This is a genomic window from Acidovorax sp. sif1233 (genome assembly GCF_019218755.1).
GTDB lineage: Bacteria > Pseudomonadota > Gammaproteobacteria > Burkholderiales > Burkholderiaceae_C > Acidovorax.
Window position 1 is genome coordinate 496,249 of the sequence record NZ_JAHUWZ010000002.1, and the last position, 24,963, is coordinate 521,211.

Sequence of the window (24,963 nt, forward strand, 5' to 3'; positions counted from 1 at the left end):
AGCCTTCGCCGCCATCTTGCCCAAGGAATACGGATGATTGCAGCACTTCGCTCCCGCCGCAGGGCCGCACGGCTGGCGCATGTGGCCGTTGCCGTGGCCGCCGCACTGGCCACGCCGGGCGCCTGGGCCGCTACCTGGGTCTATGTCTCCAACGCGGACAGCCAGGACGTGTCGGTGTTCGAACTGGACCGCAGCGCCGCCGCGCTCAAGCCGGTGGATACCACACCGCTGGGCGGCATGGCGATGCCCATGGCCGTGAGCCCGGACAAGAAGATGCTGTACGTGGCGTTGCGCTCACAGCCGTTCAGGGTGGTGAGCCTGGCGATCGACCCGGCCAGCGGCAAGCTGCGCAAGCTGGGCGAGGCGCCGCTGGCCGACAGCATGGCCAACATCGACACCGATGCCACCGGGCGCTGGCTGTTCGCGGCCTCGTACCCCGGCCACAAGATCACGGTCAACAGCATTGGCAAGGACGGCGCGGTGGGGGCGGTGCAGCAGCTCATTCCCACGGCGCCGAATGCGCATGCCATCCATGCGGATGCCGCCAACCGCCATGTGTTCGCCACCAGCCTGGGCGGAGACAACCTCTCGGCCTGGCGCTTCGATGCCGAGACGGGCAGGCTCAGCGCGCACGAGCCCGCCCTCACCACCGTCGCCCCTGACAAGTCGGGCCCGCGCCACTTCGTGTGGGACAAGGGCCAGCGCTTCATGTATGTGCTCAACGAACTGGACGCCGCCGTGCACGTGCTGGCCTACGACTCGGCGCGGGGCACGCTGCGCCCAGTGCAGCGCGCCACGGCGCTGCCCGCAGGCTTTGCCGGAAAGCCCTGGGCCGCTGACATTCACCTGTCGCCCGACGGCCGCACGCTGTATGCGTCGGAGCGCACTTCCAGCACCCTCAGCAGCTTCCGCGTCGACGCGGTCACGGGCCAGCTGCAGCCGCTGGGCCAGGTGCCCACGGAAAAGTCCCCGCGCGGCTTTGCGGTGGATTCTTCGAGCCGCTTCCTGGTCGCGGCGGGGCAGGAGTCCCACCAGGTGTCGCTGCACCCCATCGACCCCGCCACCGGCGTTCCGGGCACCCCCACGCGCGTGCCAGCGGGCAAGAACCCCAACTGGGTCGAGATCGTTGACCTGCCTTGAGACGGACTGAACCGTGGAAATGCCTGAACGGTTCTTCCATTCGGTCCCGCCATCCACCATCCACAAACCAGGAGACCCTTCATGCAACGCAGAACCCTCATCCACACAGCGGCCCTGGCTGCCGCCCTGGGCCTCATCGGCCTGCCCACCGCCGCCCAGGGCACCTGGCCCACGGGCAAGCCCATCAGCTACGTGGTGCCGTTTGCCGCTGGCGGCACCACCGACACGCTCGGCCGCCTGATCGGCCAGCAACTGGGCACCGCCCTGGGGACCACCGTGGTGGTCGAGAACAAGGGTGGCGCGGCCGGCAGCATCGGCTCGGAAGCCGCGGCGCGCGCCGCGCCCGACGGCTACACGCTGCTGGGCGGCACCGTCAGCTCCCACGCCATCAACGTCAGCCTGTACCCGAAGCTGGGCTACGACCCCATCAAGTCGTTCAGCCCCGTGACGCTGATCGGCACCAATCCGGTGGTGCTGGTGGTGTCGGCCAACAGCCCGCACAAGACGCTCAAGGACGTGCTGGCCGCCGCCAAGGGCAAGGAGGGCGGCCTGTCGTCGGCCTCTGCCGGCACCGGCAGCTCGCAGCACCTGGCCGTGGAACTGCTGGCCTACAAGTCGGGCGTGAAGTTCACGCACATTCCGTACAAGGGCAGCGGCCCCGCCATCCAGGACGTGATCAGCGGCCAGGTCGACATGATGTTCGACACCACCGTGGTCGCCGCCCCGCACATCCAGAGCGGCAAGCTGCGCGCCATCGCGGTGACCTCGCCCAGGCGCCTGGCCTCCATGCCCGACGTGCCCACGGTGGCCGAATCGGGCGTGAATGGCCTGGCGGACTTCCAGGTGCAGTCGTGGCAGGCGATCTTCGTGCCGGCCGGCACGCCCGCGCCCACCGTCACGCGCCTGCACGACGAGATCCGCAAGATCCTGGCCCAGCCCGACATGCAAAACCGCCTGAAGGGCTTTGGCATGGAGCCGGCCGACATGACCACCGCCCAGATCGCCAGCTTCCAGAAGGCCGAGGTGGACAAGTGGGCCCAGGTGATCAAGGCCGCCAACATCAAGGTGGACTGAGCCACCCGCTGTTTCGGCAATCTCCCTGCAAGCAGTTGGCGGAAGGGTCTTTGGACCGTTCCGCTTTTTTCATGGGGCGACGGCGGATGGGGCCGCACCGGAGCGCCGGGCCAGCACGTAGTCGGGATGCTGCCCCGTGAGCAGCAGAAACATCGCGTAGACGGGCCCCTGCATGTTGCGCTCGTCGGTGGTGCTCTCCAGCGCCTGCCAGGTGCGCGACTGCACGCCGCCCCGGCTGCCGGTCTGCAGCGGATAGCCCATCAATTCCGCGGCCTGGGCCTGGCTGAGCCCGGCTGCGGCGCGGCTGGCCTTGAGCTGGTCGCCGGTGGGCGCGGGCATGTCGAGTGGGATGGGGGTGCTGGTGGTCATGGAGCTGCGGCCTGGAATGTATGTTGCTATTAAATTTATAGCTTAATGCGCAATGCAAACCTGCGCGAGGGCCTATTTTTATCCATGTGGGGCCAGGCGGCGCTGCCGGTTGCCTTCCCCGGCCTTGGACTGGCCATCCACCGCGTGCCACGTGCTGGCCGCCGTGCCGGGGCCGGGCAGGGCGGTGTGTGCGCCTGCTGCCCAAGGCCGTGCGCGAGCGGCGGATCGACGCGCTCTCAGGCCGTTGCCACCTCGTGCGCCAGCATCTGCGCGAAGTAGGACTCGGGCGTGATGTTGGTGTAGTTGGGGATGTCCGCCGTCAGTTGCGCCGCCGTTTGCCTGGCTGCGGCCTGGGCCTGCTTCAGGTCGCTGAAGAATGCGTTGGTCAGCGCCACCACCTGGCCGGGGCGGGGCTCGCCGGGGTAGAGCACGCGGTCGCTCTCGAGCCGCACCAGGCCCAGGGGCTGAAGCGCCGCGCGGGCGATGCGCATGTGTTCGCCGTGGTAGTAGTCGTGGTTGAACGTGGCGCCTTCGCGCCAGCGGTACACCGCCGTGACCTTGATCATCGGATCGTCTCCTTCGGTTGGCCAGGCCACCATGGCCCGTGCAGGGCTGCAACGGTAGAACGTGCGCGGGCCGCGCACAGCCGCCTGGGCGACAGGCCGGTGCCGTGCTGTCGCGTGGGTGGCAGGCAGCCCGGCTGGCTGGCTGGGCGATTGGGCGGCGAGGCGGGGGCTGTCAGTCTTCTTCCGATTCGCCCAGGAATCCGCCGCTCTGGTGCCCCCACAGGCGTGCATACACGCCGCCCTGGCCCAGCAGCTGCGCGTGCGTGCCTTCTTCCACGATGCGGCCCGCGTCCATCACGATGAGGCGGTCCATGGCCGCGATGGTGGACAGGCGGTGCGCAATCGCGATCACGGTCTTGCCCTGCATCAGGCTGTCCAGGCTTTGCTGGATGGCGGCCTCCACCTCGGAGTCGAGCGCGCTGGTGGCTTCGTCGAGCAGCAGGATGGGCGCGTCCTTGAGCATCACCCGCGCGATCGCGACCCGCTGGCGCTGGCCGCCCGACAGCTTCACGCCGCGTTCGCCCACATGCGCCTCGTAGCCCGTGCGGCCTTGCAGGTCGGTCAGCGTGGCGATGAAGTCCGCCGCCTCGGCGCGCTCGGCCGCCTTGTGCAGGTCGGCCTCGCTCGCGTCGGGGCGGCCGTACAGGATGTTGTCGCGCATGGAGCGGTGCAGCAGCGAGGTGTCCTGCGTCACCATGCCGATGGAGCGGCGCAGGCTGTCCTGCGTGACGTGGGCGATGTCCTGGCCATCGATGAGGATGCGGCCCGAGCTGACGTCGTGAAAGCGCAGCAGCAGGTTCACCAGCGTGGACTTGCCGGCGCCCGAACGGCCGATGAGCCCGATCTTCTCGCCCGGCCGGATGATCAGGTTCAGCCCGTCGATCACGGGCCGGCCGTTGCCATAGGCAAAGCTCATGTTGTCAAAGCGCACCTCGCCCTGGGTCACGGCGAGTGGCTGGGCATCGGGTGCATCCACCACCGTGCGCGGCCTGGTCAGCGTGTTGATGCCGTCCTGGATGGTGCCCACGCTCTCGAACAGGGTGGTCATCTCCCACATCACCCAGTGCGCGTGGCCCGACACGCGCAGCGTCATGGCGGTGACGGCGGCCACGGCGCCCGCGCCCACCTCGCCGAGCGACCACAGCCACAGCGCCGTGCCGCACGCACCCAGGATCATGACCACCACCAGGATGTGATTCACGATCTCGAAGAGGCTCACCAGGCGCATCTGCGCATAGCCGGTGAGCTTGAAGGCGTCCATGGCCGCGCGCGCGAATTCGGATTCGCGGCGCGTGTGCGAGAACAGCTTGACGGTGGCGATGTTGGTGTAGGCATCGGTGATGCGCCCGGTCATCACCGAGCGCGCATCGGCCTGGGCCTTGCCCACCTTGCCCAGGCGCGGCACGAAGTACCAGCATGCCAGCCCGTAGGCCACCATCCAGGCGGCGAACGGGGCCAGCAGCCGCACGTCAAACCCGGCCAGCAGCACGAGGATGGTGACGAGGTAGACGCCCATGCCGATCACCACGTCGGTGGTGGTGAAGATCATGTCGCGCACGGCCAGCGCGGTCTGCATGATCTTGGTGGTGATGCGGCCCGCGAACTCGTCGGCATAGAAGGCCATGCTCTGGCCCAGCATCAGGCGGTGGAAGTTCCAGCGCAGGCGCAGCGGGAAGTTGATGGCCAGCACCTGGTGCTTGATGGCCGTCTGCAGCGCCACCAGGCCCACGGAGCCCAGCAGCAGCGCGGTGATGCCGAGGATGGAGCCCTTGTGCTGCGTCCACAGCGCACCGGGCGCGACGGTGGAGAGCCAGTCGACCACATGGCCGAGCACGGCGAACAGCAGGGCTTCGTACACCGCGATGGCGGCGGACAGCCCCGCCATCGCGGCGACGTAGCCACGCAGGCCACGCGTGCCATCCCAGACGAAGGCCATGAAGTCCTTCGGGGGCAGGTGGGGTTCGGCGGGGGGATAGGGGGGAAGGCGGTTTTCGAAAAACTTGAACACGTAGCGCGGCTCCTCTTCGCCCGATGGTAGAGGACCGGGGCGCGGCGCGCGCGCCGGCGGGCCCTTGTCCGCAACCCAAGTAGGTGAACCGGCGGCCGGGGCCTGCGGCTATGCGCCCGCCCACTGCCGCCACAGCAGCAGCACGCCCGAGCACAGCACCACGCCGTGGACCACGCGCAGAAATTGTTCGCGCGACAGGCGCAGCGTGATGCGCCGCCCGATGGCCGTGCCCAGCAGCATGGCCGGCACCAGCGCGGCCGCCAGCACCAGCACCGGCGCCTGCGCGTACACACCCGCCAGCAGGAACAGCACCGCGCGGGTCAGCGTGCTCAGCCCGATCAGGGTGGACTGCGTGACGCGGATACGGTCCTTGTCGTCCAGCCGCCCCGCCAGGTAGATGGCATAGAGAAAACCGCCGCTTCCAAAGAGGGCCGAGAAGATGCCGCCGATGAAGCCAAAGGGCAGGGCCGCGCGCGGGGGCAGCGCCGACCGGGGCTTGTGGCCGCTCAGCGCATGGAGCGCATAGCCCGTGGCGAATGCGCCCAGGGCCCACTGCAGTGCATCGGGCCTCCCCCAGAGCAGCAGCGCGGCCCCCGCGAGGCTGCCCGCGGCCATGAACGGGACCAGGCGGCCCAGCTCGGCGCGGTCGGCCGCATGGCGGTCGCGTGCGATGTTGGTGGCGGCGGCGAAAAAATCGAGCAGCGCCAGCAGCGGCACGATGGTCGCGACGGGGATGAAGTGGGCCAGCACCGGCCCGGCCACCAGGGCGGTGCCGAAACCGGCCATGCCGAAGATCACGTAGGCGGCGGTCACCCCCGCGCAGATGAGGGCCAGTTGCCACGGCTGGACGGCGGGCAGAAAGTCGGCAAGGGTGGAGAGCGGCATGGGTGGCGGGGGCAACAGGCACGGTGGACGAATGCGATGCACTCTACCGGCGGTCCCCCTGCACATCCAATACCGAATGGGGCGGGTATCTATCTCGAAATCAGCTGGGTTCAGCCCGCAGGCGGGTGGGAGCCGGGGGCCTGTGGCAGCGGGGCGAAGCTGCGCACCATGGCATCCGCGAACTGCTGCACCAGGGGCGCTGCGTCCTCGCGCCACAAGGCCAGCACCGCCGTGCGGTGACCCGTGCTCCCGGCCAGTGGGCGCACGGGCACACCCGGCGGTGCCCATGCCGCCAGCGATTCGGGCATCACCGCCACGCCAAAACCTCCCTGCACCAGGGCCAGCTGCGACCATTTGCGCGAGCGCACCCGCGCGCTGCGCGGCTCGAACCCGGCCGCCCGGCACAGCTGGGCCACGTGGTGGCTGAGGCCGCCCCGGTCCAGGTGGGGCGTGGCCACGAAGGACTCCCCGCGCAAGTCGCCCAGTGCGATCTCGGGCGCTTGCGCCAGTGCATGGCCGGGGGGCAGGGCCACCACCAGGCCCTCGGTGTACAGCGGCTCATAGTGCATGCCGGGGTAGCGGCGCAGCACCGGCGCGCGCGCCAGGCCCATGTCGGCGCGCGCCTGGGCGATGTCGGGGGCCTGGTGCTCGGACGAGGATTGCGATACCTCGACCGACACCCCCGGGTGCTGCGCCAGATGGCGGCGCAGAAAGGACTGCAGCGCGGGCGTGAGCGGCACCGAGCTGGCATGCAGCAGGTGCACCGTGCCCTCGATGCCGCGCTGCGCATCGCGCGCGTTGACGGCGGCCTGCTGCAGGTCGGCGAGGATGCGGCGCGCGTCGGCATACAGCGACCGCCCCGCGGGGGTGGCCTGCAGGTGCCGCGTGCCGCGCTCGAGCAGGGGTACCTGCAGCGCCTGTTCCATGTCCTTGACCTGGCGGCTCAGCGCCGACTGGGCGATGAACAGCCGCTCGGCCGCCAGGCTGAAGCTGCCCGCGTCCACGATGTCCACGAAGTAGCGCAGCTGCTTGTGCGTGAGCATGGGCAGGAAGCGGCGGCGCGCCGTCAGGCCAGCAGGGTGACGACGATCGTGACCACGCCCAGCGCCAGATTGACGCCTACCCAGCTGCGGATGCTGGCGAGGGCCTGGCCGCCGGCAGGCCAGTCCGAGGCGGCCACCGCGCGCTGCAGGCGCCTGAACAGCGCGAAGCGGATGTGGCCGAAGATGGCCATCATCACCAGGCCCAGGGTGGCCATGACGGTCCAGTCCAGCGGCATGGAAAACGAGCCGCCGGCCTGCACGGCCTGCCTGGCCACGCGGCCGATCATCCACAGCCCGCTGGCCAGCACGACCACGACGGCCACCGACACCGCCGCGAGAAAGCGCTGGAGCACGTCGTGCATCAGCCGCACGCGCTGCGCGGGCTCCAGCGACTGCGCGGCGGGGCGCAGGAAGAAATGCGCGAACACCATGCCTCCTATCCACACCACGATGGACAGGACATGGGCGAGCTTGAGGGCGTTGTAGAGCATGGGGGCGGGGCCGTAGGCCGTGGGTGAAGGGCGCGGGTGCGAAAGGCGCATTGTGCAGCGACATCGCCGCTCGCCGCCGGGGGGGGCGTGGCGCAGCGGCTTGCCGGGCGGTGGCTAGTGCCCCGCCCGGTGGCCCCGGGCCGGGCGCAGGCTTCGCACGGCGCGCAGCAGGGCCGGCCCCGCCAGGGCGAGCGCGAGCAGCCCCCAGGTGGCCAGGTAGCACCAGCTGGCCGGGCCTTCGCGGCCCATGCTTTCGATGCCGGTCGTGCGCTCCAGCCACGACCAGAACGGAAAGGCCGCGAACGTGAGGACCATCGCCACCGGCAAGGCCAGCACGGCAAGGCCCAGCCGCTTCACGAACTGCAGGGTCGCCGCGCGGCGGCGGGGCGTGGGCGCGGCGCAGGTGTCGCCGGGGCGTGGGGCGTGCATGGCGGTCCGGTGGTGCGGGCGGCCCAGGCCGCTAAGGGCCCCTGTCCGCGCGGGGCTGCGGCGCAAGCCGCACCTGGTTGCCCCCGTTTTTCTTCGAGAGGTACATGGCGGCGTCGGCGTGGCCCAGCAGGTGGTGCACCTCGCTGCCGTGCTCGGGGTGCAGGGCCACCCCGATGCTGGGGTGGATCGCCAGCCTCGTGCCCTCCAGGTCGAAGGCCTGGCCGAATGCCGCCAGGATCTTTTCGGCCACCGCCGTGGTGTGCCCTTGCGCGGGGCCATGCTCGAGCAGCACCACGAACTCGTCGCCCCCCAGGCGGGCCACGGTGTCGGAGCCGCGCACGCATTCCAGCAGCCGCTGCGCCACCCGCTGCAGCAGCAGGTCGCCCATGGCATGGCCCAGGGTGTCGTTCACGTCCTTGAAATGGTCCAGGTCGATGAACAGCAGCGACAGCTGGCCCTGGTCCCGCCGGGCGCGGGCGAGGGCGGTCTTCAGTCGGTCCAGGAACAGCTGGCGGTTGGGCAGGTGCGTGAGCTGGTCGTACTGCGCCATGTGCTCCAGGCGCTCGTGCATCTGCTGGCGTTCGATGGCGGCCGCGACCTGGGTGGAGACGAACTGCAGGAGCTCCTTGTCCTTGTCGGTGTAGCGGTACTGCCCGGTATGGCTTTGCAGCACCAGCGCGCCGATGGCGCCCTGCGGTGTCTGCAGCGGCACGCCCAGCCAGTACAGCGGAAGGTGTTCGTGCGGCACCTCCACGGGCAGCCCGGCCCGCGTGGTGGGCGTGAGCAGCAGGGTGCTGCCGTTGCGGATGACCTCGGCGCACAGCGAATCGCGCACCAGCGCCATGGGGGCGGGCATGGGCAGCCCGTCGCTCACGTGGTAGGGAAAGCTCAGAGCGCCGTTCTCGCGGTCGTACAGCGCCACCGAAAAATCGGTGGCGGGCAGCAACTGCCCGACGGTGTGGTGGATGCGCCCGAACAGCGTATCCAGGTTGGGCGCTGTCTGCGCCGCTTCGGAGATCGCGTAGATCGCCCCGCGCATGGACTCGGTGAACTTGCGTTCGGTGATGTCGTGGGCCACGGCCAGCCGCAGCTGCCGGTCGGGCAGCCAGCGCGCCGTCCAGCGGATGTGCGCGACGGTGCCGTCCTTGCGCACATAGCGGTTCTCGAACTGAAGCTGCAGATGGCCCTCGGTCACGCTGCGCGCCTGGCGCTCGGTGGCCTCGAGGTCTTCGGGGTGGACCATGTCCAGCATGCGCCGCCCCACTACCTCCTGGGGCGCATAGCCAAAGATGCGCTCGAAGGCAGGGCTCACGAACACGATCCGGCTGTCGGCTTGCACGATGCAGACGGCATCCAGCAGCAGGTCTACGATGTTCGCGGAAGAAATGCTTTGCATTGGCAGGGCGCGCACAAGGTACGGAAAACCCATTGTGCAGCGCGGCCCGCGGCTGTGCCGTGGCGTGTGCGTAAAACGCTACGCCGTCGCGCGCTGGCTTGACGCCCGCGGATTGGCCGCACCGCGTGGCGTCAGGCCGTTTGATTGCTATTGAATATGTAGCTGCTTGCGCTTTTGCAGCAAGCGCCAGGACTGCTTTTTATTGGTATTTGCGCTCCAGCGCATCCCATTCGGGCTTGCGCACCAGGCGCTGGCGTTCTGCAAAGGGCGCGACCAGGGCGGGGTCTTCGTCGATGCGCCGGGTTTCGCGCAGCACCGCCAGCGCCTTCTGCATGCCGGCCACGGCACCTTGCAGCGCGGCATTGGCGTACAGCACGATGCCGTAGCCCAGGCCCGCCAGTTCCTCGGCGCTGACGATGGGGGTCTTGCCGCCGATCACCATGTTCATGAGCTGGGGCCTGTCGGCCAGGCGCCGGGGCAGGGTGCGGATTTGCTCGGCCGTGGTCACGGCCTCCACGAACAGGATGTCGGCGCCGGCCTCGCCGTAGCGCTGCGCGCGCTCCACGGCGGCTTCGAAGCCCTGGGTGGCGCAGGCGTCGGTGCGGGCCAGGATCAGGGTGTCCGGGTCGCGGCGCGCGTCCACCGCCGCCCGGATCTTGCCCAGCATCTCCTCGGTGGAGATGACCTCCTTGCCGTTGAAATGCCCGCAGCGCTTGGGGCTGACCTGGTCTTCGAGCTGGATGCAGTCGGCGCCCGCGCGCTCCAGCGTGCGCACCGCATGGTAGGTATTGAGCGCGTTCCCGAAGCCGGTGTCGGCGTCCACGATGAGCGGCAGCTCCACCGCGTCGCGGATGCGCGCCGTGTGGTCGGCGATGTCCGTGAGGCCCATGAAGCCCTGGTCGGGCAGGCCGAACCACATGTTGGTGACGCCCGCGCCGGTGACGTAGAGAGCCTCGAAGCCCAGGTCGGCCACGACGCGGGCGGAGAGGGCGTTGAACGCGCCGGGCACGAGGATGCCGCGGCGGGCTTCGGCCAGGGACTTGAGTCGCTGCTTGGTGTTCATCATTTTCTTCTTCGCTGTTGGTTCAATGGCGGCACGCAGGCGTGCCGCACTTTTCCTGAAACCGCGCCGCCGCTCAGGGGACGGGCACCCTGACCCAGCCTTCCATGAGGATGCGGGCGCTGCGGCTCATCACGGCCTTGGTGACCTGCCACCGGCCGTCGACCTGTGCGGCCTCGGCGCCCACGCGCAGCGTGCCGGACGGGTGTCCGAAGCGCACCGCACCGCGCGGGCCGCCGCCCGCCGCGAGGTTGACCAGCGTGCCCGGGATGGCGGCGGCGGTGCCGATGGCCACGGCCGCCGTGCCCATCATGGCGTGGTGCAGCTGGCCCATGGAGAGCGCCCGCACGAGCAGGTCCACGTCCTGCGCCTCGACGCGCCTGCCGCTGGAGGCCGTGTAGCCGGCGGGCGGTGCCACGAAGGCGATCTTGGGCGTGTGCTGGCGCGTGGCGGCCTCGGCCAGCTCCCGGATCAGGCCCATCCTCAGCGCGCCGTGCGCGCGGATGGCCTCGAAGCGTGCGAGCGCCTGCGCGTCGCCGTTGACGGCGGCCTGCAGCTCGGTGCCGGTGCAGCCGATGTCCCGGGCATTGAGGAAGATGGTCGGTATGCCCGCGTTGATCAGCGTGGCCTGGAAGCTGCCGACGCCCGGCACGTCCAGGCGGTCGACCAGGTTGCCCGTGGGGAACATCGCGCCGCCGTCCTCGCCCTCGTCCGCCGGGTCGAGGAATTCAAGCTGTACCTCGGCGGCCGCGAAGGTCACGCCGTCCAACTCGAATTCGCCCGTCTCCTGCACCTGCCCGGCGGCCATCGGCACGTGCGCCACGATGGTCTTGCCGATGTTGGCCTGCCAGATGCGCACGGCGGCGGTGCCGTCGCGCGGCACGCGCGCCGCATCGACCAGCCCCATGTGGATGGCGCAGGGCCCCACGGCGGCCGAGAGGTTGCCGCAGTTGCCGCTCCAGTCCACGAAGGGCTGGTCGATGGAGACCTGGCCGAACAGGTAGTCCACGTCATGGTCGGGGCGCGTGCTGCGGCTGAGGATCACGGCCTTGCTGGTGCTCGACGAGGCATTGCCCAGGCCGTCGATCTGCTTGCCATAGGGGTCGGGGCTGCCCAGCACGCGCAGCAGCAGCGCGTCGCGCGCGGCGCCGGGCTGCCGGGCCGCCTCGGGCAGGTCCTGCAACTGGAAAAAAACGCCCTTGCTGGTGCCGCCTCGCAGGTAGGTGGCGGGGATCCGGATCTGTGGCGCAAAGAGTGTCGTCATGTCGGATTTTTCAAATTTGATAGCAGTCAGCGCTTGTCATGACTGCGCCAGGGGCTGTTTTTGCTTGACATTCTGGGCCAGGAAGTCCTGGGCGAAGCGCTGCAGCACGCCGCCCGCTTCGTACACGGAGACTTCCTCGGCGGTGTCCAGGCGGCAGGCCATGGGCACTTTCACCACCTCGCCATTCTTGCGCCGGATGACGAGCATGAGCGTGGCGCGTGGCTGCGGCTGGCCTTGCACGTCGTAGGTTTCGGTGCCGTCGAGCCCCAGGGTCCGCCGCGTGGTGCCGTCCTTGAACTCCAGCGGCAGCACGCCCATGCCGATCAGGTTGGTGCGGTGGATGCGCTCGAAGCCCTCGGCCACCACGGTTTCGACGCCCGCCAGGCGCACGCCCTTGGCGGCCCAGTCGCGGCTGGAGCCCTGGCCGTAGTCGGCGCCGGCGATGATGATGAGCGGCTGGCGGCGGTGCAGGTAGGTTTCGATGGCCTCCCACATGCGCATGACCTGGCCTTCGGGCTCCACCCGGGCGAGCGAGCCCTTGCGGACCTGGCCATCCACCACGGCCATCTCGTTGACGAGCTGCGGGTTGGCGAACGTGGCGCGCATGGCGGTGAGGTGGTCGCCGCGGTGGGTGGCGTAGGAGTTGAAGTCCTCCTCGGGCAGGCCCATGCTGTGCAGGTACTCTCCGGCCGCGCTGTCGGGCAGGATGGCGTTGGAGGGCGAGAGGTGGTCGGTGGTGATGTTGTCCGGCAGGAGGGCCAGCGCCCGCATGCCCTTCAAGGTGCGCGGGTTCGCGGCCAGCGCGCCCACGCCTTCGGTGTCCCAGTAGGGCGGGCGGCGGATGTAGGTGGACTGCGCCCGCCAGCCGTACTGCGGCGATACGCGCTGGCCGTCGTCGTGCCGGATGGCGAACATCGGTTCGTACACGGCGCGGTACTGCGCGGGCTTCACGGCGGCCTTCACGACGGCGTCGATTTCCTCGTCGGCGGGCCAGATGTCCCTCAGGCGCACGGGCTTGCCGTCCACCACCGCGAGCACGTCGTTCTCGATGTCGAACCGCACCGTGCCCGCGATCGCATAGGCCACGACCAGCGGCGGCGAGGCCAGGAACGCCTGCCGGGCATAGGGGTGGATGCGCCCGTCGAAGTTGCGGTTGCCCGAGAGCACGGCGGCCGTGTGGAGGCCGCGGCCGATGATCTCCTGCTGGATGGCCGGATCGAGCGCACCGCTCATGCCGTTGCAGGTGGTGCAGGCGAAGGCCACGATGCCGAAGCCCAGCTTTTCGAGGTCCTGCAGCAGGCCGGCTTCCTTCAGGTACAGCTCCACGGCCCTGGAGCCGGGGGCCAGCGAGGTCTTGACCCAGGGCTTGCGCGCCAGGCCCAGCCGGTTCGCATTGCGGGCGAGCAGGGCGGCGGCGATCACGTTGCGCGGGTTGGAGGTGTTGGTGCAGCTCGTGATGGCCGCGATGATCACGGCGCCGTCGGGCATCGTGCCTTCTTCCGGCGTGGGCATGCGCCAGGCGCCCGCGATGCCCTTGGCCGCCAGATCGGCGGTGGCCACGCGCGCATGCGGGTTCGACGGGCCCGCCAGGTTGCGCACCACGCTGGACAGGTCGAACTCCAGATGGCGTTCGTACACGGCCTCCCTGAGCGAGTCCGACCACAGGCCGGCGTGCTTCGCGTAGGTCTCGACCAGCCTGACCTGCTCCGCCGCGCGGCCCGTGAGGGTCAGGTACTCCAGCGTCTGCGCGTCGATGCTGAACATGGCGGCGGTGGCGCCGTATTCGGGGGCCATGTTCGAGATGGTCGCGCGGTCGCCAATGGTCAGCCTGGCCGCGCCTTCGCCATGAAACTCCAGGTAGGCACCCACCACCCTGGACTTGCGCAGGAACTCGGTCAGGGCCAGCACCACGTCGGTGGCGGTGATGCCGTCCTGGCGCTGGCCGGTGAGCTTGACGCCCACGATCTCGGGCAGGCGCATCCAGCTGGCGCGGCCCAGCATCACGTTCTCGGCCTCCAGGCCGCCCACGCCGATGGCGACCACGCCCAGGGCATCCACGTGCGGCGTGTGGCTGTCGGTGCCCACGCAGGTGTCGGGATAGGCCACGCCGTTGTCCACATGGACCACGGGCGACATTTTCTCCAGGTTGATCTGGTGCATGATGCCGTTGCCCGCGGGGATGACCTGGACGTTGGAAAACGCTTTTTTCGTCCACTCGATGAAGTGGAACCGGTCCTCGTTGCGGCGGTCCTCGATGGCGCGGTTCTTTTCGAACGCATGGGGGTCGAAGCCGCCGCACTCCACGGCCAGCGAGTGGTCCACGATGAGCTGCACGGGCACCACGGGGTTCACCTGGGCCGGGTCGCCGCCCTGGGCCGCGATGGCGTCGCGCAGGCCCGCCAGGTCCACCAGCGCGGTCTGCCCGAGGATGTCGTGGCAGGCCACGCGTGCCGGAAACCACGGAAAGTCCCGTTCGCGCCTGCGTTCGATGATCTGCACCAGGCACTCGCGGACGATGGCCGGGTCGGCCCGGCGCACGATGTTCTCGGCGTGCACGCGCGCGGTGTAGGGCAGGCGGTTCCAGGCGCCGGGCTGCAGCGCCTCGACGGCTTGGCGGGCGTCGAAATAGTCCAGATCGGTACCGGGCAGGTTCTTGCGGAAGAGGGTGTTCATGGCGTGGGGCGGGCGCGGACGGTGGCACCGTCCGTCGCCGCTGGGGGGCGAATTTACTTGCGGTCCTGGATGGGCACGAACTGCAGGTCGTCCGGGCCGGTGTAGTGCGCGCTCGGGCGGATGATCTTGTTGTCGATGCGCTGCTCGATGATGTGCGCCGCCCAGCCGCTGGTGCGCGCGATGACGAACAGCGGCGTGAACATCGCGGTGGGCACGCCCATCATGTGGTAGCTCACGGCGCTGAACCAGTCGAGGTTGGGGAACATCTTCTTGGCCTCCCACATCACCGACTCCAGCCGCTCGGCGATGTCGAACATCTTGGTGCTGCCGGCCTCCTCGGAGAGCTGGCGCGCCACGCGCTTGATGACCTCGTTGCGCGGGTCGCTCACGGTGTAGACCGGGTGGCCGAAACCGATCACCACCTCCTTGGCCTCCACCCGGCGGCGGATGTCGGACTCGGCCTCGTCGGCGTTGTCGTAGCGCTTCTGGATCTCGAAGGCCACCTCGTTGGCGCCGCCGTGCTTGGGCCCGCGCAGCGCGCCGATGGCGCCGGTGACGCACGAGTACATGTCGCTGCCGGTGCCGGCCACCACGCGCGCGGTGAAGGTGGAAGCGTTGAACTCGTGCTCCGCGTACAGGTTCAGCGAGGTGTGCATGGCGCGCTCCCACGCGGCGGGCGGCTTTTGGCCGTGCAGCAGGTGCAGGAAGTGCGCGCCGATGGAGTCGTCTTCCGTCTCCACCTCGATGCGCTTGCCCTGGGTGGACCAGTGGTACCAGTACAGCAGCATCGAGCCGAGCGATGCCATCAGCCGGTCGGCGATGTCGCGCGCGCCGGGCGTGTGGTGCCCGTCCTTCTCGGGCAGCACGCAGCCCAGGGCCGACACGCCTGTGCGCATCACGTCCATGGGGTGGCTGCTGGCGGGCAGCTGCTCCAGCGCCTCCTTCACATTGGCCGGCAGGCCGCGCAGCGCTTTCAGGCGTGCCTTGTAGCCGCGCAGTTCGGCGGCGGTGGGCAGCTTGCCGTGCACCAGCAGGTGGGCGATCTCCTCGAACTCGCAGACATCGGCGATGTCCAGGATGTCGTAGCCACGGTAGTGCAGGTCGTTGCCCGTGCGGCCCACGGTGCACAGCGCCGTGTTGCCGGCGGTCACGCCCGACAGGGCGACGGATTTCTTGGGCCTGAAGCCCGCGGGTGCGCTGGTGCTCGGGGTTGCGGTATCGCTCATGGTGTCTCCATCGGGGAAAAAGGGGTGGGGCGGCCCGTGGCGTCCACGGCCACCATTTCAAACGTGCCGCACAGGGCGGGCAGGTGCCGCCCCGAGGCCAGGTCATGTGCCGCGCCTTCGACCTGCACGGTCATCGAGCTGGCGCCGGTGCGCACCACGCGGGCATGGAGTTCCAGCGCCTGCCCCTGGGGCACGGGCGCCAGAAAGTCCACGCCGCCGCAGCGCGCCATCACCACGGCGCTGCGCGCATGCCGGCTGGCCGTGACGAAAGCGGCCTGGCCCATGAGCAGCAGCGCCTGGCCGCCAAACAGGGTGCCGTAGTGGTTGGTGCGTCCGGGGAACACCATTTCGGTGAACGCCTGGGTGCCGGGGGGCTGGTGCGGGTGGGTCGCTTGGTGCATGATTCGCAATGTACGCATCTGGGATTCGCGGCACCACCCCTGAATCGGCGAATGATTGCGAAGTATTTCTGGATGATTTGCAAATATTGCAAATATTTATCTTCTTGACCCCTGGACCTTGCGATGAGAAAAACCTTCATGGGCGTGCGCCTGCGCCGCCTGCGCGAAGAACGCGGCATGACGCAGGTTGCGCTGGCACGCGCGCTGGACCTGTCGGCCAGCTACCTCAACCAGCTGGAGCAGAACCAGCGGCCCCTCACGGTGTCGGTGCTGCTCAAGATTAACGCGGTGTTCGGCGTGGATGTGCAGCGCTTTTCGGACGACGACGAGGCGCGCCTCATCACGGGCCTGCGCGAGGTGCTGGCCGACCTCCCCGCGGGCCTGGGCGGGGAGGGGGCGGGCGATGCCGTCTCGCTGGCCGAAATCCGGGAGCTGGCCGCCGGGATGCCCGCCGTGGCCCGCACCTTGCTGGCATTGCACCAGCGCCACCGGCAGGCCCTGGAGCGGCTGGAAGCCCTGGGCGCGCTCAATGCGCAGTGGGGCCTGGGCGACGAGCGCGGCATGCCGCCGCTGCAAGGCCATCCCCCCATGGCATACGAAGAAGTGCGCGACTTTTTCTTTGCCCGGCAGAACCATATTGCCGAGCTGGACGACGCGGCGGAGCAGTGCGCCGCCGATTGGTCGCTGCAGCCCGGGCGCTCGGACGAGGGCCTGGCGGAGCGGCTGCTGGCCGCCCATGGCGTGCGGGTGGGCAGCGCGACGGATGCGCTGCCGGGCAACGCGCAGCGCGTCTTCGAGCCCGGGACGCGGGTGCTGAAGCTCGCCGCGGGGCTGGAGCCGGGCCAGCGCGCCTTCCAGATGGCGACGCAGCTGGCGTTCCTGGAGCAGGGGCCGCTGCTGCGGCGCATCGCCGACGGCGCGGGACTGTCCGGCGACCAGGCCCGGGCGCTGGCGCGCATCGGCCTGGCGAACTACTTTGCGGGGGCCCTGGTGCTGCCGTACACGGCCTTCCTGCGCGCGGCCGAAGCCGTGCGCTACGACCTGGACCGGCTGGGCCACCAGTTCGGCGTGGGGTTCGAGACGGTGTGCCACCGCTTGTCCACCCTGCAGCGGCCTAGCGCGCGCGGGGTGCCGTTCTTCTTCGTGCGGGTGGACCGGGCGGGCAACATCTCCAAGCGCCAGTCGGCGACGCACTTTCACTTCAGCAAGATCGGCGGCACCTGCCCGCTGTGGAACGTGTACGAGGCGTTTGCCCAGCCCGGGCGCATCGTGCCCCAGCTGGCGCGCATGCCCGACGGCCGCGCCTACCTGTGGGTGGCGCGCACGGTCTCGCGCGGCGGCGGCGGCTGGGGGGCGCCGGGCAAGGAGTTCTCGGTGGCGCTGGGCTGCGATGTCCGCCACGCGCCGCAGCTGGTGTATTCGCAGGGGCTGGATCTCGCGAACCCGCACGGGGGCGTGCCCATCGGCATGGGCTGCAAGGTGTGCGAGCGCGACGCCTGCCCGCAGCGCGCGTTTCCTCCCATTGGCCGGGCGCTGGACGTGAACGAGAACTGGAGCCGGTTCGCGCCGTACCCCGTGGCCGACAGCCGCACGGGGCCGGCGTCCTGACGCAGGTTATGAAATGTGCTCATCAATTCATAGCTGCTGGCGCATGAGGGTGTTGCGCTGACGGCACTTTCCACCAAATAACTCATTGGTAACCAGTTGTTCTGCCGCAGGTTGCTCCAAAGGGCTGCGGATTGCCGCTATCCTGCGCCTTGCGGCCGGGCCCTGGCGCGGCCAACGACCCACCGCAACACCACCCACCACCACGGCCCAGACGCTGTTCTGATTCTGCATGCCCACCCGTTTCCTGCCATGGCTTCCTTGACGCCAGACGGTCGCTATCGGCACTGGCTGGCCGGGCTGGGCGTGGCCGTGCTGGGCGTGGCGGTCAGCCTGTGGCTGGCCTGGCAGCAGGCCGACTCGGTGGCCCAGGCCGGGCAGACCCGGTTCATGCAGGAGGCCCGCGCGTTCGCCGACGCGCTGAGCCAGCGGATCGAGGGGCATACCGAAGTCGTCAACGGCCTGCGCGGCCTGTTCACGGCCAATCCGCACCTGACCCGCGCGGAGTTCGAGCGCGCGGCGAGCGACCTGGAAGTGGGCCAGCGGTATCCCGGCGTGCGCAACCTGTCGTTCACCCGCTGGGTGCCGGGCGCCGAGCGAGCCGCCTATGAAGCCCGGGTGCGCGCCGACACCTCGCTGTCCACCCACGGCTACCCCGACTTCGCCATCCGGCCACCGGGCGAGCGGGCCGAGTATTTCGTGGCCGAGTACCTGTGGCCCATGGCGGGCAATGAAAGCGTGCTGGGCCTGGACATCAGCGCCCAGCCCACCAACCTGGCCGCCATGCAGTACAGCCGGGACAGCGGCCACACGGTGGCCTCGGCCCCGTTCGACCTGCTGCAGGAGGACAAGCACCGCGCGGGCTTCGTGATCCGCGTGCCGGTGTTCGACTACACGGCGGGCACGCCGGAGCCGCGCTTCCTGGGCGCGGTGGCGTCCACCATCCGGGTGTTCGACCTGGTGCAGGCGCTGGGGAGCCAGGGCCTGCTCAACGGCATTGCCGTGTCGATGGAGGACCATGGCTCGGTGCGCGCGGGCTCCACCGACACCACCGTCCGGCCCCTGCTGGCGCAGTCGTCGGCGGCGCTGCCCGATGCGCAGCCGTTTGTGCGCGACCTGCTCGTGCACGACCGGCGCTGGCGCCTGACCTTCCATCCCGCGCGCTCGTTCCTCTCGCCGTCCGAGGCGCGGCTGCCGGTCCTGGCGGGGCTGGGGGGCATCCTGGTGTCCCTCCTGCTGGCTTCCACGGTCGGGCTGCTGGTGCGCCAGCGCACCATGGCGCTGGTGCGCGCGCAGGCGTCGGACGAGGCCCGCCACGAGAGCGAGGAGCGTTTTCGCGCCCTGTTCAACCAGGCCAGCGTGGGGGTCGCGCTGCTGGACACCTCCACCGGCCGGTTCCTGCGCGCCAACCAGCGCTATGGCGACATCGTGGGCTACAGCCCCGAGGAGATGCAGGAGCTCAACATCCGGGCCATCACGCACCCCGACGACCTGGAGACGGACGCGCAGCACCTGGAGCGCCTCAAGTCAGGGGAGGTGCCCGAATACCGGCTGGAAAAGCGCTACATCCACAAGCGCGGCCATTCGGTGTGGGTCGACCTCACCGTGTCGCCGATGTGGGTGCCCGGGGCCACGCCCGACCACCACATCGCCGTGGTGCAGGACATCACCTCGCGCAAGCGCATGGAGGACACCCTGCGCACCAACGAACACCGGCTGCGGGGCATTCTGGAGCGCCTGCCCATGGGCCTGTGCCTGGTGCAGCCCGACGGGCGCATCAGCTTTCGCAACCAGCGCTATGTGCAGATCTGCGGGTACACCGAGGCCGAGGTGCCCGACGTGGACACCTGGTGGGAGCGCGCGTTCCCGGAGCGCGAGGAGCGCGAAACCGTGCGCCAGGGCTGGCGCGAGGCGGCGCAGAGCGCCCAGGCCGGCGACGGCGTGATCCCCGGCGCCGAGTACCTCATCCGCTGCCATGACGGGCAGCTGCGCCCCGTCGAAGTCTCGGGGGTGCAGGTGGAAGGCGGGCACCTGGTCACCATGCAGGACCTGAGCCAGCGCAAGGCGGCCGAGGAGGAGATCAACCACCTGGCCTACTACGACCCGCTCACGCGCCTGCCCAACCGCCGCCTGCTCATGGACCGGCTGCAGCAGGCGCTGGCCACCAGTGCCCGCCACGGGCGCAGCGGCGCCTTGCTGCTGCTCGACCTGGACAACTTCAAGACACTCAATGAAACCCGGGGCCATGACAGCGGCGACCACCTGCTGCTGCAGGTGGCGCACCGCCTGCGCGGCTGCGTGCACGAGGACGACACTGTTGCCCGCCAGGGAGGCGACGAATTCGTCGTGGTGCTGGAAGACCTGGGCGACAACCCCGAGGAGGCCGCGGCCCGCAGCGAAGAGGTGGGCCAGCGCATCCTGGCCACCCTGCGCGAGCCCTACATGCTCAACGGCACCGCGCACCACAGCTCGCTGAGCATGGGCGTCACCATCTTCAGCGGCATGCGCGAGACCGTGGACGAACTGCTCAAGCGCGCCGACCTGGCGCTCTACCAGGCCAAGAACGCCGGCCGCGACACGCTGCGCTTCTACGACCCCCAGATGCAGGCCGCCGTGAGCGCACGGGCCGCGCTGGAGCGCGACATGCGCATTGGCCTGGCACAGGGCCAGTTCGAGCTGTACTACCAGCCGCAGATCGACCGGGGCCGCATCACCGGTGCCGAGGCGCTGCTGCGCTGGCGCCATCCACGCGACGGTTTTGTCTCCCCCGCGCATTTCATCCCGCTGGCGGAGGAGACAGGCTTGATCCTCCCGCTGGGCGAATGGGTGCTGCAGGTGGCCTGCGGGTGCCTGGCCCGCTGGGCCGCGCAGCCCGAGCTGGCCGTGCTGAGCCTGGCGGTGAACGTGAGCCCGCGCCAGTTCCACCAGGGCGATTTCGTGGCCCAAGTCCTGGCCGCGCTGGCCAGCTCGGGCGCCCAGGGGCACCAGCTCAAGCTGGAGATGACCGAGGGCCTGCTGCTGGACGACGTGGAAGACACCATCGAGAAGATGGGCCAGCTCAAGGGCTACGGCGTGGGCTTCTCGCTGGACGACTTTGGCACGGGGTACTCGTCGCTGGCCTACCTCAAGCGCCTGCCGCTGGACCAGCTCAAGATCGACCAGAGTTTCGTGCGCGACGTGCTCACCGACCCCAACGACGCCGCCATCGCCCGCACCGTGGTGGCGCTGGGCACCAGCCTGGGCCTGCGCGTGATCGCCGAAGGGGTGGAAACCGAGGCCCAGCGCGAGTTTCTGGAGCGCCACCACTGCCACGCCTGGCAGGGCTACCTGTTCAGCCCGCCCGTGCCGGTGGCCGAGTTCGAGGCGCTGGTGCGCAAAACGAATGGGACGGGCGCGCAGCACGCGTAGCCCTGGCACACCGGCCCGCACCAGCCCGCCCGCCACCCTGTCGGTACAGGATCTGTCAAAATCGATAGCATGAAATCAAGTCGGGATAAGCGCAATAGCTGGTTTTTGCCAAATGTTTGCGCTGCACCCCGGCCGTGTGCCCCTGCCCGTCAGCCGGGGGCCGGGGGGCTGCAGGCGGCGCGGTATCATTCCGCCCTTGCTGCGGCCTGCGTGTTCCGGCCCGGAACGTCCGCCTGGCGCCACTTTTGCATCCCCGCCTTCATCCTCTTTTTGCCCGTTCCCTGACCCGTGCGTCTTACCTCGATCAAGCTTTCCGGTTTCAAGTCGTTCGCTGAACCCACCAATTTCATGCTGCCCGGGCAACTGGTCGGTGTGGTGGGCCCGAACGGCTGCGGCAAGTCCAACATCATGGACGCGGTGCGCTGGGTGCTGGGCGAGAGCAAGGCCAGCGAGCTGCGTGGCGAGTCCATGCAGGACGTGATCTTCAGCGGCACCACCACCCGCAAGCAGGCCAGCCGCGCCAGCGTGGAGCTGGTGTTCGACAACTCCGACCACCGCGCGGGCGGCCAGTGGGGCCAGTACGGCGAGGTCGCGGTGCGGCGCGTGCTCACGCGTGACGGCACCAGCAGCTACTACCTGAACAACCAGCCCGTGCGCCGCCGCGACGTGCAGGACGTGTTCCTGGGCACAGGCCTGGGGCCGCGCGCCTACGCCATCATCGGCCAGGGCACCATCAGCCGCATCATCGAGTCGCGCCCGGAGGAACTGCGCCTGTTCCTCGAAGAAGCCGCTGGCGTCTCCAAGTACAAGGAGCGCCGCCGCGAGACGGAAAACCGCCTGTCGGACACGCGCGAGAACCTCACGCGGGTGGAGGACATCCTGCGCGAGCTGAACGCCAACCTCGAAAAGCTCGAAAAGCAGGCCGAGGTGGCCGCCAAATACAACACCCTGCAGGCCGACGCCACGCTCAAGCAGCACCAGCAGTGGTTTTTGAAGCGCGCCGAGGCCGAAGAGCAGCAGAACAAGGTGCGCCTGGACGGCCTCCAAGCCGTCAACGACCTCGAATCCCGCATGGCCGACCTGCGCGCCGTCGAGTCCGACCTCGAAACCATCCGCCAGGCCCACTACGCGGCGGGCGACCAGGTGAACCAGGCCCAGGGCCGGCTGTACGAGGCCACGGCCGAGGTCGGCAAGCTCGAAGCCGAGATCCGCTACGTGATCGAAGGGCGCCAGCGCGTGGAGCAGCGCCTGGTCACGCTGGCAGAGCAGATCGCCCAGTGGCAGACCCGCAAGGAAGAGGCCGATATCGAGCTCGAAAACCTGGCCGGTGCCGGTGTGGACGCCGAAGAACGCGCCGAACTGCTGGCCGCCCAGGTCGAAGAGCAGGCCATGCAGCTGCCCGACCTGGAAGAAGCCCTGCGACAGGCGCAAAGCCGCACGGCCGAGCAGCGCAGCAGCGTGGTGCAGGTGCAGCAGCAGATTGGCGTGCTGGCCGCCGAGCAGCGCAGCATCGACGAGCAAAGCCGCCAGCTCGACAGCCGCTTCGAACGCCTGCGCACCGACCGCAATGCGCTGGCCGCGCCCGATGAAGCCCGCCTGACGAACCTGCGCGAGCAGCTCGAAGAGGCGCAAGAGATCGCCGAGACCACGGCAGCCCGCCTGCACGAGCTGCAGGAGTCCGTGCCCCAGCTGGACGACGACCGCCGCACCCGCCAGCAGGCCGTGAACACCGAAAGCGCGCGCCAGGCCGACCTGTCGGCGCGCATGGAAGCGCTCAAGGCGCTGCAGGAAAAGGTCAAGACCGACGGCAAGCTGCGCCCCTGGCTGGCCAAACACGGGCTCGACGGCCTGCAAGGCCTGTGGAGCCGCATCCACATCGAGCCCGGCTGGGAAAACGCGCTGGAAGCCGCGCTGCGCGAGCGCCTGGCTGCGCTGGAAGTGGGGCGCCTGGACATGGTGCGTGGCTTCCTGGGCTCGGGCGGCACCGACGCGCCGCCCGCGCGCCTGGCCTTCTACAGCGCTCCCGCCGCGGGCCACCCCGAAACCTCGTCACCCCACGCCCGCCTGTCGGACCTGCTGCGCCTGAACGATGCCGGCCTGCGTGCCGTGCTCACGGACTGGCTGCAAGGCTGCTACACCGCGCCCACGCTGGACGACGCCCTGGCCCGCCGCGGCACGCTGCAACCCGGGGAGGTGGTGTTTGTTCCTACCGGCCATGCGGTCAGCGCCCACAGCGTGAGCTTTTACGCGCAGGATTCCGAGCAGTCCGGCATGCTGGCCCGCGCGCAGGAGATCGAGCACCTCGAAAAAGAGCTGCGCGCGCAAGCGCTCATCGCCGAAGAATCGCGCACGGCCCTGGTGCGGGCCGAGGCCGCGTACGCCGATGCTTCGCAGCGCCTCGTGGCCGCGCGCCGCGAAGCCACCGAAACACAAAGCCGCGCCCACGAGCTGCAGGTCGAGACCCTGCGCCTGACCCAGCTGGCCGAACAGACCCGCGCGCGCAGCCAGCAAATCGACGGCGACCTGGCCGAGGTGGAGGCCCAGCTGGCCGACCTGCAGGAACGCCGCGTGGCCGCCGAGGCGCGCTTTGAAGAACTCGACATGCAGCTGGCCGACAGCCAGGAGCGCGAGGCCCAGCTGGGCGACCGCGTGATCGAGGCCGAGCGCAAGCTCACCGCCTGCCGCGAACAGCAGCGCACGCTGGAGCGCCAGGCACAAGAGGCCACGTTCTCGCAGCGCAGCCTGGAGGCGCGCCGCGCCGAACTCAACCGTTCCATCGAAACCGCCACGCAGCAGGCCACGGCCCTGGCCGACGAGCAGCAGCGCGCGCGCGATGAGCTGGCCCGCCTGTCCGACGCCGCCGCGCAAGGTGGCCTGCAGGCCGCCCTGGAGGTGAAGATGGAGCGCGAAAAAGCGCTCGGCGCCCAGCGCAGCGAATACGACGACCTCACCACCAAGCTGCGCGCCAGCGACGAGCGCCGCATGCAGCTCGAACGCGCGCTCGACCCGCTGCGCGCCCGCATCACCGAATTCCAGCTCAAGGAACAGGCGGCGCGCCTGGGCCTGGAGCAGTACACCACCTTGCTGGCCGACGCGCAGGCCGACCTCGAGGCCGTGGCCCAGTCGATCACCGACGGCAACGTGCGCGTGGGCGGTCTGCAAAGCGAAATCGACCGCCTGCACCGCGAGATCGCCGCCCTGGGCGCTGTGAACCTCGCCGCGCTGGACGAACTCAAGCTCGCCAGCGAGCGCAAGGTCTTCCTCGATGCGCAGACGGCCGACCTGACCGAGGCCATGAACACGCTGGAAGACGCGATCCGCAAGATCGACGGTGAAACACGCCAGCTGCTCTCGGGCACCTTCGACACCGTGAACGCGCACTTTGGCCGCATGTTCCCCGAGCTGTTCGGCGGCGGCCAGGCCAAGCTCATCATCACCGGCGACGAAATCCTCGATTCCGGCGTGCAGGTGATGGCGCAGCCGCCCGGCAAGAAGAACCAGACCATCCACCTGCTGTCGGGCGGCGAGAAGGCTCTCACGGCCATCGCGCTGGTGTTCGCCATCTTCCAGCTCAACCCGGCGCCGTTCTGCCTGCTGGACGAGGTGGACGCGCCGCTGGACGACGCCAACACCGAGCGTTACGCCAAGCTGGTGTCCAGCATGAGCAAGGGCACGCAGTTCCTGTTCATCAGCCACAACAAGATCGCGATGGAAATGGCCGAACAGCTGATCGGCGTGACCATGCAGGAGCAGGGCGTGTCGCGCATCGTGGCTGTCGATATGGAATCGGCCCTCTCCATGGCGGAAATATGAGCACCCCCCTGAGGCGCTTCGCACCTTCCCCCCAGGGGGACGACGCCCTTGCTGCGGGGCGGCCCTTGCTCGGCGTCTCGCGCACAGGCCGCGCGCATTTTCACCGCGGCGG

The 24,963-nt window shown here is 69.5% G+C and carries 19 protein-coding genes; 5 read left to right on the top strand and 14 right to left on the bottom strand.

The annotated features are described in order from the left end of the window. Nucleotides 1-33: 33 nt before the first annotated feature. Together KW843_RS09735 and KW843_RS09740 are read left to right on the top strand one after the other, a co-directional pair. A complete protein-coding gene (locus KW843_RS09735) occupies nt 34-1,140 on the top strand; it encodes a beta-propeller fold lactonase family protein (protein ID WP_218294927.1) in 1,107 nt (368 codons plus the stop codon). A gap of 81 nt (nt 1,141-1,221) precedes the next feature. After that, nucleotides 1,222-2,214: a tripartite tricarboxylate transporter substrate binding protein gene (locus KW843_RS09740; RefSeq protein WP_218294928.1), complete on the top strand. Its 993-nt coding sequence runs from the start codon at nt 1,222-1,224 to the stop codon at nt 2,212-2,214. 69 nt (nt 2,215-2,283) lie between these two features. Here KW843_RS09740 and KW843_RS09745 read toward each other — a convergent pair whose 3' ends face one another. The 13 genes from KW843_RS09745 to KW843_RS09805 form a co-directional block, all read right to left on the bottom strand. Beyond that, nucleotides 2,284-2,583 (bottom strand): helix-turn-helix transcriptional regulator, encoded by a 300-nt coding sequence (locus KW843_RS09745; RefSeq protein ID WP_218294929.1) that lies wholly within the window; start codon nt 2,581-2,583, stop codon nt 2,284-2,286. A gap of 236 nt (nt 2,584-2,819) precedes the next feature. Then, a complete protein-coding gene (locus KW843_RS09750; protein WP_218294930.1) occupies nt 2,820-3,149 on the bottom strand; it encodes an EthD family reductase in 330 nt (109 codons plus the stop codon). A 172-nt stretch (nt 3,150-3,321) separates the two neighbouring features. Beyond that, nucleotides 3,322-5,157, bottom strand: a complete 1,836-nt coding sequence (locus KW843_RS09755; RefSeq protein WP_218294931.1) for an ABC transporter ATP-binding protein — start codon at nt 5,155-5,157, stop codon at nt 3,322-3,324. Between the two features lie 108 nt (nt 5,158-5,265). Continuing rightward, entirely contained in the window at nt 5,266-6,042 is a 777-nt protein-coding gene (locus KW843_RS09760; protein ID WP_218294932.1) for a sulfite exporter TauE/SafE family protein, read from the bottom strand. A gap of 110 nt (nt 6,043-6,152) precedes the next feature. Continuing rightward, nucleotides 6,153-7,085, bottom strand: coding sequence for a LysR family transcriptional regulator (locus KW843_RS09765; protein WP_218294933.1), 933 nt, complete (start codon nt 7,083-7,085; stop codon nt 6,153-6,155). Between the two features lie 23 nt (nt 7,086-7,108). Then, nucleotides 7,109-7,576, bottom strand: coding sequence for a CopD family protein (locus KW843_RS09770; protein WP_218294934.1), 468 nt, complete (start codon nt 7,574-7,576; stop codon nt 7,109-7,111). A 114-nt stretch (nt 7,577-7,690) separates the two neighbouring features. Continuing rightward, complete coding sequence (locus tag KW843_RS09775) at nt 7,691-8,005, bottom strand: hypothetical protein (RefSeq protein ID WP_218294935.1); 315 nt, start codon at nt 8,003-8,005, stop codon at nt 7,691-7,693. Between the two features lie 31 nt (nt 8,006-8,036). Further along, the gene (locus KW843_RS09780) at nt 8,037-9,401 is read right to left on the bottom strand and encodes a GGDEF domain-containing protein (protein WP_218294936.1); all 1,365 of its coding nucleotides are present in this window, start codon (nt 9,399-9,401) and stop codon (nt 8,037-8,039) included. A 199-nt stretch (nt 9,402-9,600) separates the two neighbouring features. Further along, nucleotides 9,601-10,464 (bottom strand): oxaloacetate decarboxylase, encoded by an 864-nt coding sequence (locus KW843_RS09785; RefSeq protein ID WP_218294937.1) that lies wholly within the window; start codon nt 10,462-10,464, stop codon nt 9,601-9,603. Nucleotides 10,465-10,537: 73 nt separating this feature from the next. Further along, nucleotides 10,538-11,725 (bottom strand): 2-methylaconitate cis-trans isomerase PrpF, encoded by a 1,188-nt coding sequence (gene prpF, locus KW843_RS09790; protein ID WP_218294938.1) that lies wholly within the window; start codon nt 11,723-11,725, stop codon nt 10,538-10,540. Between the two features lie 36 nt (nt 11,726-11,761). Next, nucleotides 11,762-14,398 carry a Fe/S-dependent 2-methylisocitrate dehydratase AcnD gene (acnD, locus tag KW843_RS09795; protein WP_218294939.1) on the bottom strand — a complete coding sequence of 879 codons (2,637 nt, stop codon included), beginning with the start codon at nt 14,396-14,398 and terminating at the stop codon, nt 11,762-11,764. Nucleotides 14,399-14,451: 53 nt separating this feature from the next. Beyond that, complete coding sequence (prpC, locus tag KW843_RS09800) at nt 14,452-15,624, bottom strand: 2-methylcitrate synthase (RefSeq protein WP_218294940.1); 1,173 nt, start codon at nt 15,622-15,624, stop codon at nt 14,452-14,454. Further along, on the bottom strand, nt 15,621-16,025 hold the full coding sequence (locus KW843_RS09805; protein ID WP_218294941.1) for an acyl-CoA thioesterase: 405 nt from the start codon (nt 16,023-16,025) through the stop codon (nt 15,621-15,623). The genes prpC and KW843_RS09805 overlap by 4 nt, the downstream gene beginning before the upstream one ends. Nucleotides 16,026-16,148: 123 nt before the next feature. On the opposite strand from KW843_RS09805, the gene KW843_RS09810 reads away from it, so the two are divergent. Further along, nucleotides 16,149-17,633 (top strand): short-chain fatty acyl-CoA regulator family protein, encoded by a 1,485-nt coding sequence (locus tag KW843_RS09810; protein WP_218294942.1) that lies wholly within the window; start codon nt 16,149-16,151, stop codon nt 17,631-17,633. Between the two features lie 27 nt (nt 17,634-17,660). Here KW843_RS09810 and KW843_RS09815 read toward each other — a convergent pair whose 3' ends face one another. Beyond that, nucleotides 17,661-17,864 (bottom strand): hypothetical protein, encoded by a 204-nt coding sequence (locus KW843_RS09815; protein WP_218294943.1) that lies wholly within the window; start codon nt 17,862-17,864, stop codon nt 17,661-17,663. An 18-nt stretch (nt 17,865-17,882) separates the two neighbouring features. On the opposite strand from KW843_RS09815, the gene KW843_RS09820 reads away from it, so the two are divergent. Continuing rightward, nucleotides 17,883-21,038 carry an EAL domain-containing protein gene (locus KW843_RS09820; RefSeq protein WP_218294944.1) on the top strand — a complete coding sequence of 1,052 codons (3,156 nt, stop codon included), beginning with the start codon at nt 17,883-17,885 and terminating at the stop codon, nt 21,036-21,038. 288 nt (nt 21,039-21,326) lie between these two features. Then, on the top strand, nt 21,327-24,851 hold the full coding sequence (smc, locus tag KW843_RS09825; protein ID WP_218294945.1) for a chromosome segregation protein SMC: 3,525 nt from the start codon (nt 21,327-21,329) through the stop codon (nt 24,849-24,851). Nucleotides 24,852-24,963: the final 112 nt, after the last annotated feature.

Bases quoted from the DNA above. Each gene is read 5' to 3' on its own strand.
- acnD (WP_218294939.1), bottom strand. From the start codon at position 14,398: ATGAACACCCTCTTCCGCAAGAACCTGCCCGGTACCGATCTGGACTAT.
- prpC (WP_218294940.1), bottom strand. From the start codon at position 15,624: ATGAGCGATACCGCAACCCCGAGCACCAGCGCACCCGCGGGCTTCAGG.
- KW843_RS09775 (WP_218294935.1), bottom strand. From the start codon at position 8,005: ATGCACGCCCCACGCCCCGGCGACACCTGCGCCGCGCCCACGCCCCGC.
- KW843_RS09820 (WP_218294944.1), top strand. From the start codon at position 17,883: ATGGCTTCCTTGACGCCAGACGGTCGCTATCGGCACTGGCTGGCCGGG.
- KW843_RS09740 (WP_218294928.1), top strand. From the start codon at position 1,222: ATGCAACGCAGAACCCTCATCCACACAGCGGCCCTGGCTGCCGCCCTG.
- KW843_RS09745 (WP_218294929.1), bottom strand. From the start codon at position 2,583: ATGACCACCAGCACCCCCATCCCACTCGACATGCCCGCGCCCACCGGC.
- KW843_RS09785 (WP_218294937.1), bottom strand. From the start codon at position 10,464: ATGAACACCAAGCAGCGACTCAAGTCCCTGGCCGAAGCCCGCCGCGGC.
- KW843_RS09770 (WP_218294934.1), bottom strand. From the start codon at position 7,576: ATGCTCTACAACGCCCTCAAGCTCGCCCATGTCCTGTCCATCGTGGTG.
- KW843_RS09765 (WP_218294933.1), bottom strand. From the start codon at position 7,085: ATGCTCACGCACAAGCAGCTGCGCTACTTCGTGGACATCGTGGACGCG.
- KW843_RS09760 (WP_218294932.1), bottom strand. From the start codon at position 6,042: ATGCCGCTCTCCACCCTTGCCGACTTTCTGCCCGCCGTCCAGCCGTGG.
- KW843_RS09735 (WP_218294927.1), top strand. From the start codon at position 34: ATGATTGCAGCACTTCGCTCCCGCCGCAGGGCCGCACGGCTGGCGCAT.
- KW843_RS09780 (WP_218294936.1), bottom strand. From the start codon at position 9,401: ATGCAAAGCATTTCTTCCGCGAACATCGTAGACCTGCTGCTGGATGCC.
- KW843_RS09810 (WP_218294942.1), top strand. From the start codon at position 16,149: ATGAGAAAAACCTTCATGGGCGTGCGCCTGCGCCGCCTGCGCGAAGAA.
- prpF (WP_218294938.1), bottom strand. From the start codon at position 11,725: ATGACGACACTCTTTGCGCCACAGATCCGGATCCCCGCCACCTACCTG.
- KW843_RS09750 (WP_218294930.1), bottom strand. From the start codon at position 3,149: ATGATCAAGGTCACGGCGGTGTACCGCTGGCGCGAAGGCGCCACGTTC.
- KW843_RS09805 (WP_218294941.1), bottom strand. From the start codon at position 16,025: ATGCACCAAGCGACCCACCCGCACCAGCCCCCCGGCACCCAGGCGTTC.
- KW843_RS09815 (WP_218294943.1), bottom strand. From the start codon at position 17,864: ATGCAGAATCAGAACAGCGTCTGGGCCGTGGTGGTGGGTGGTGTTGCG.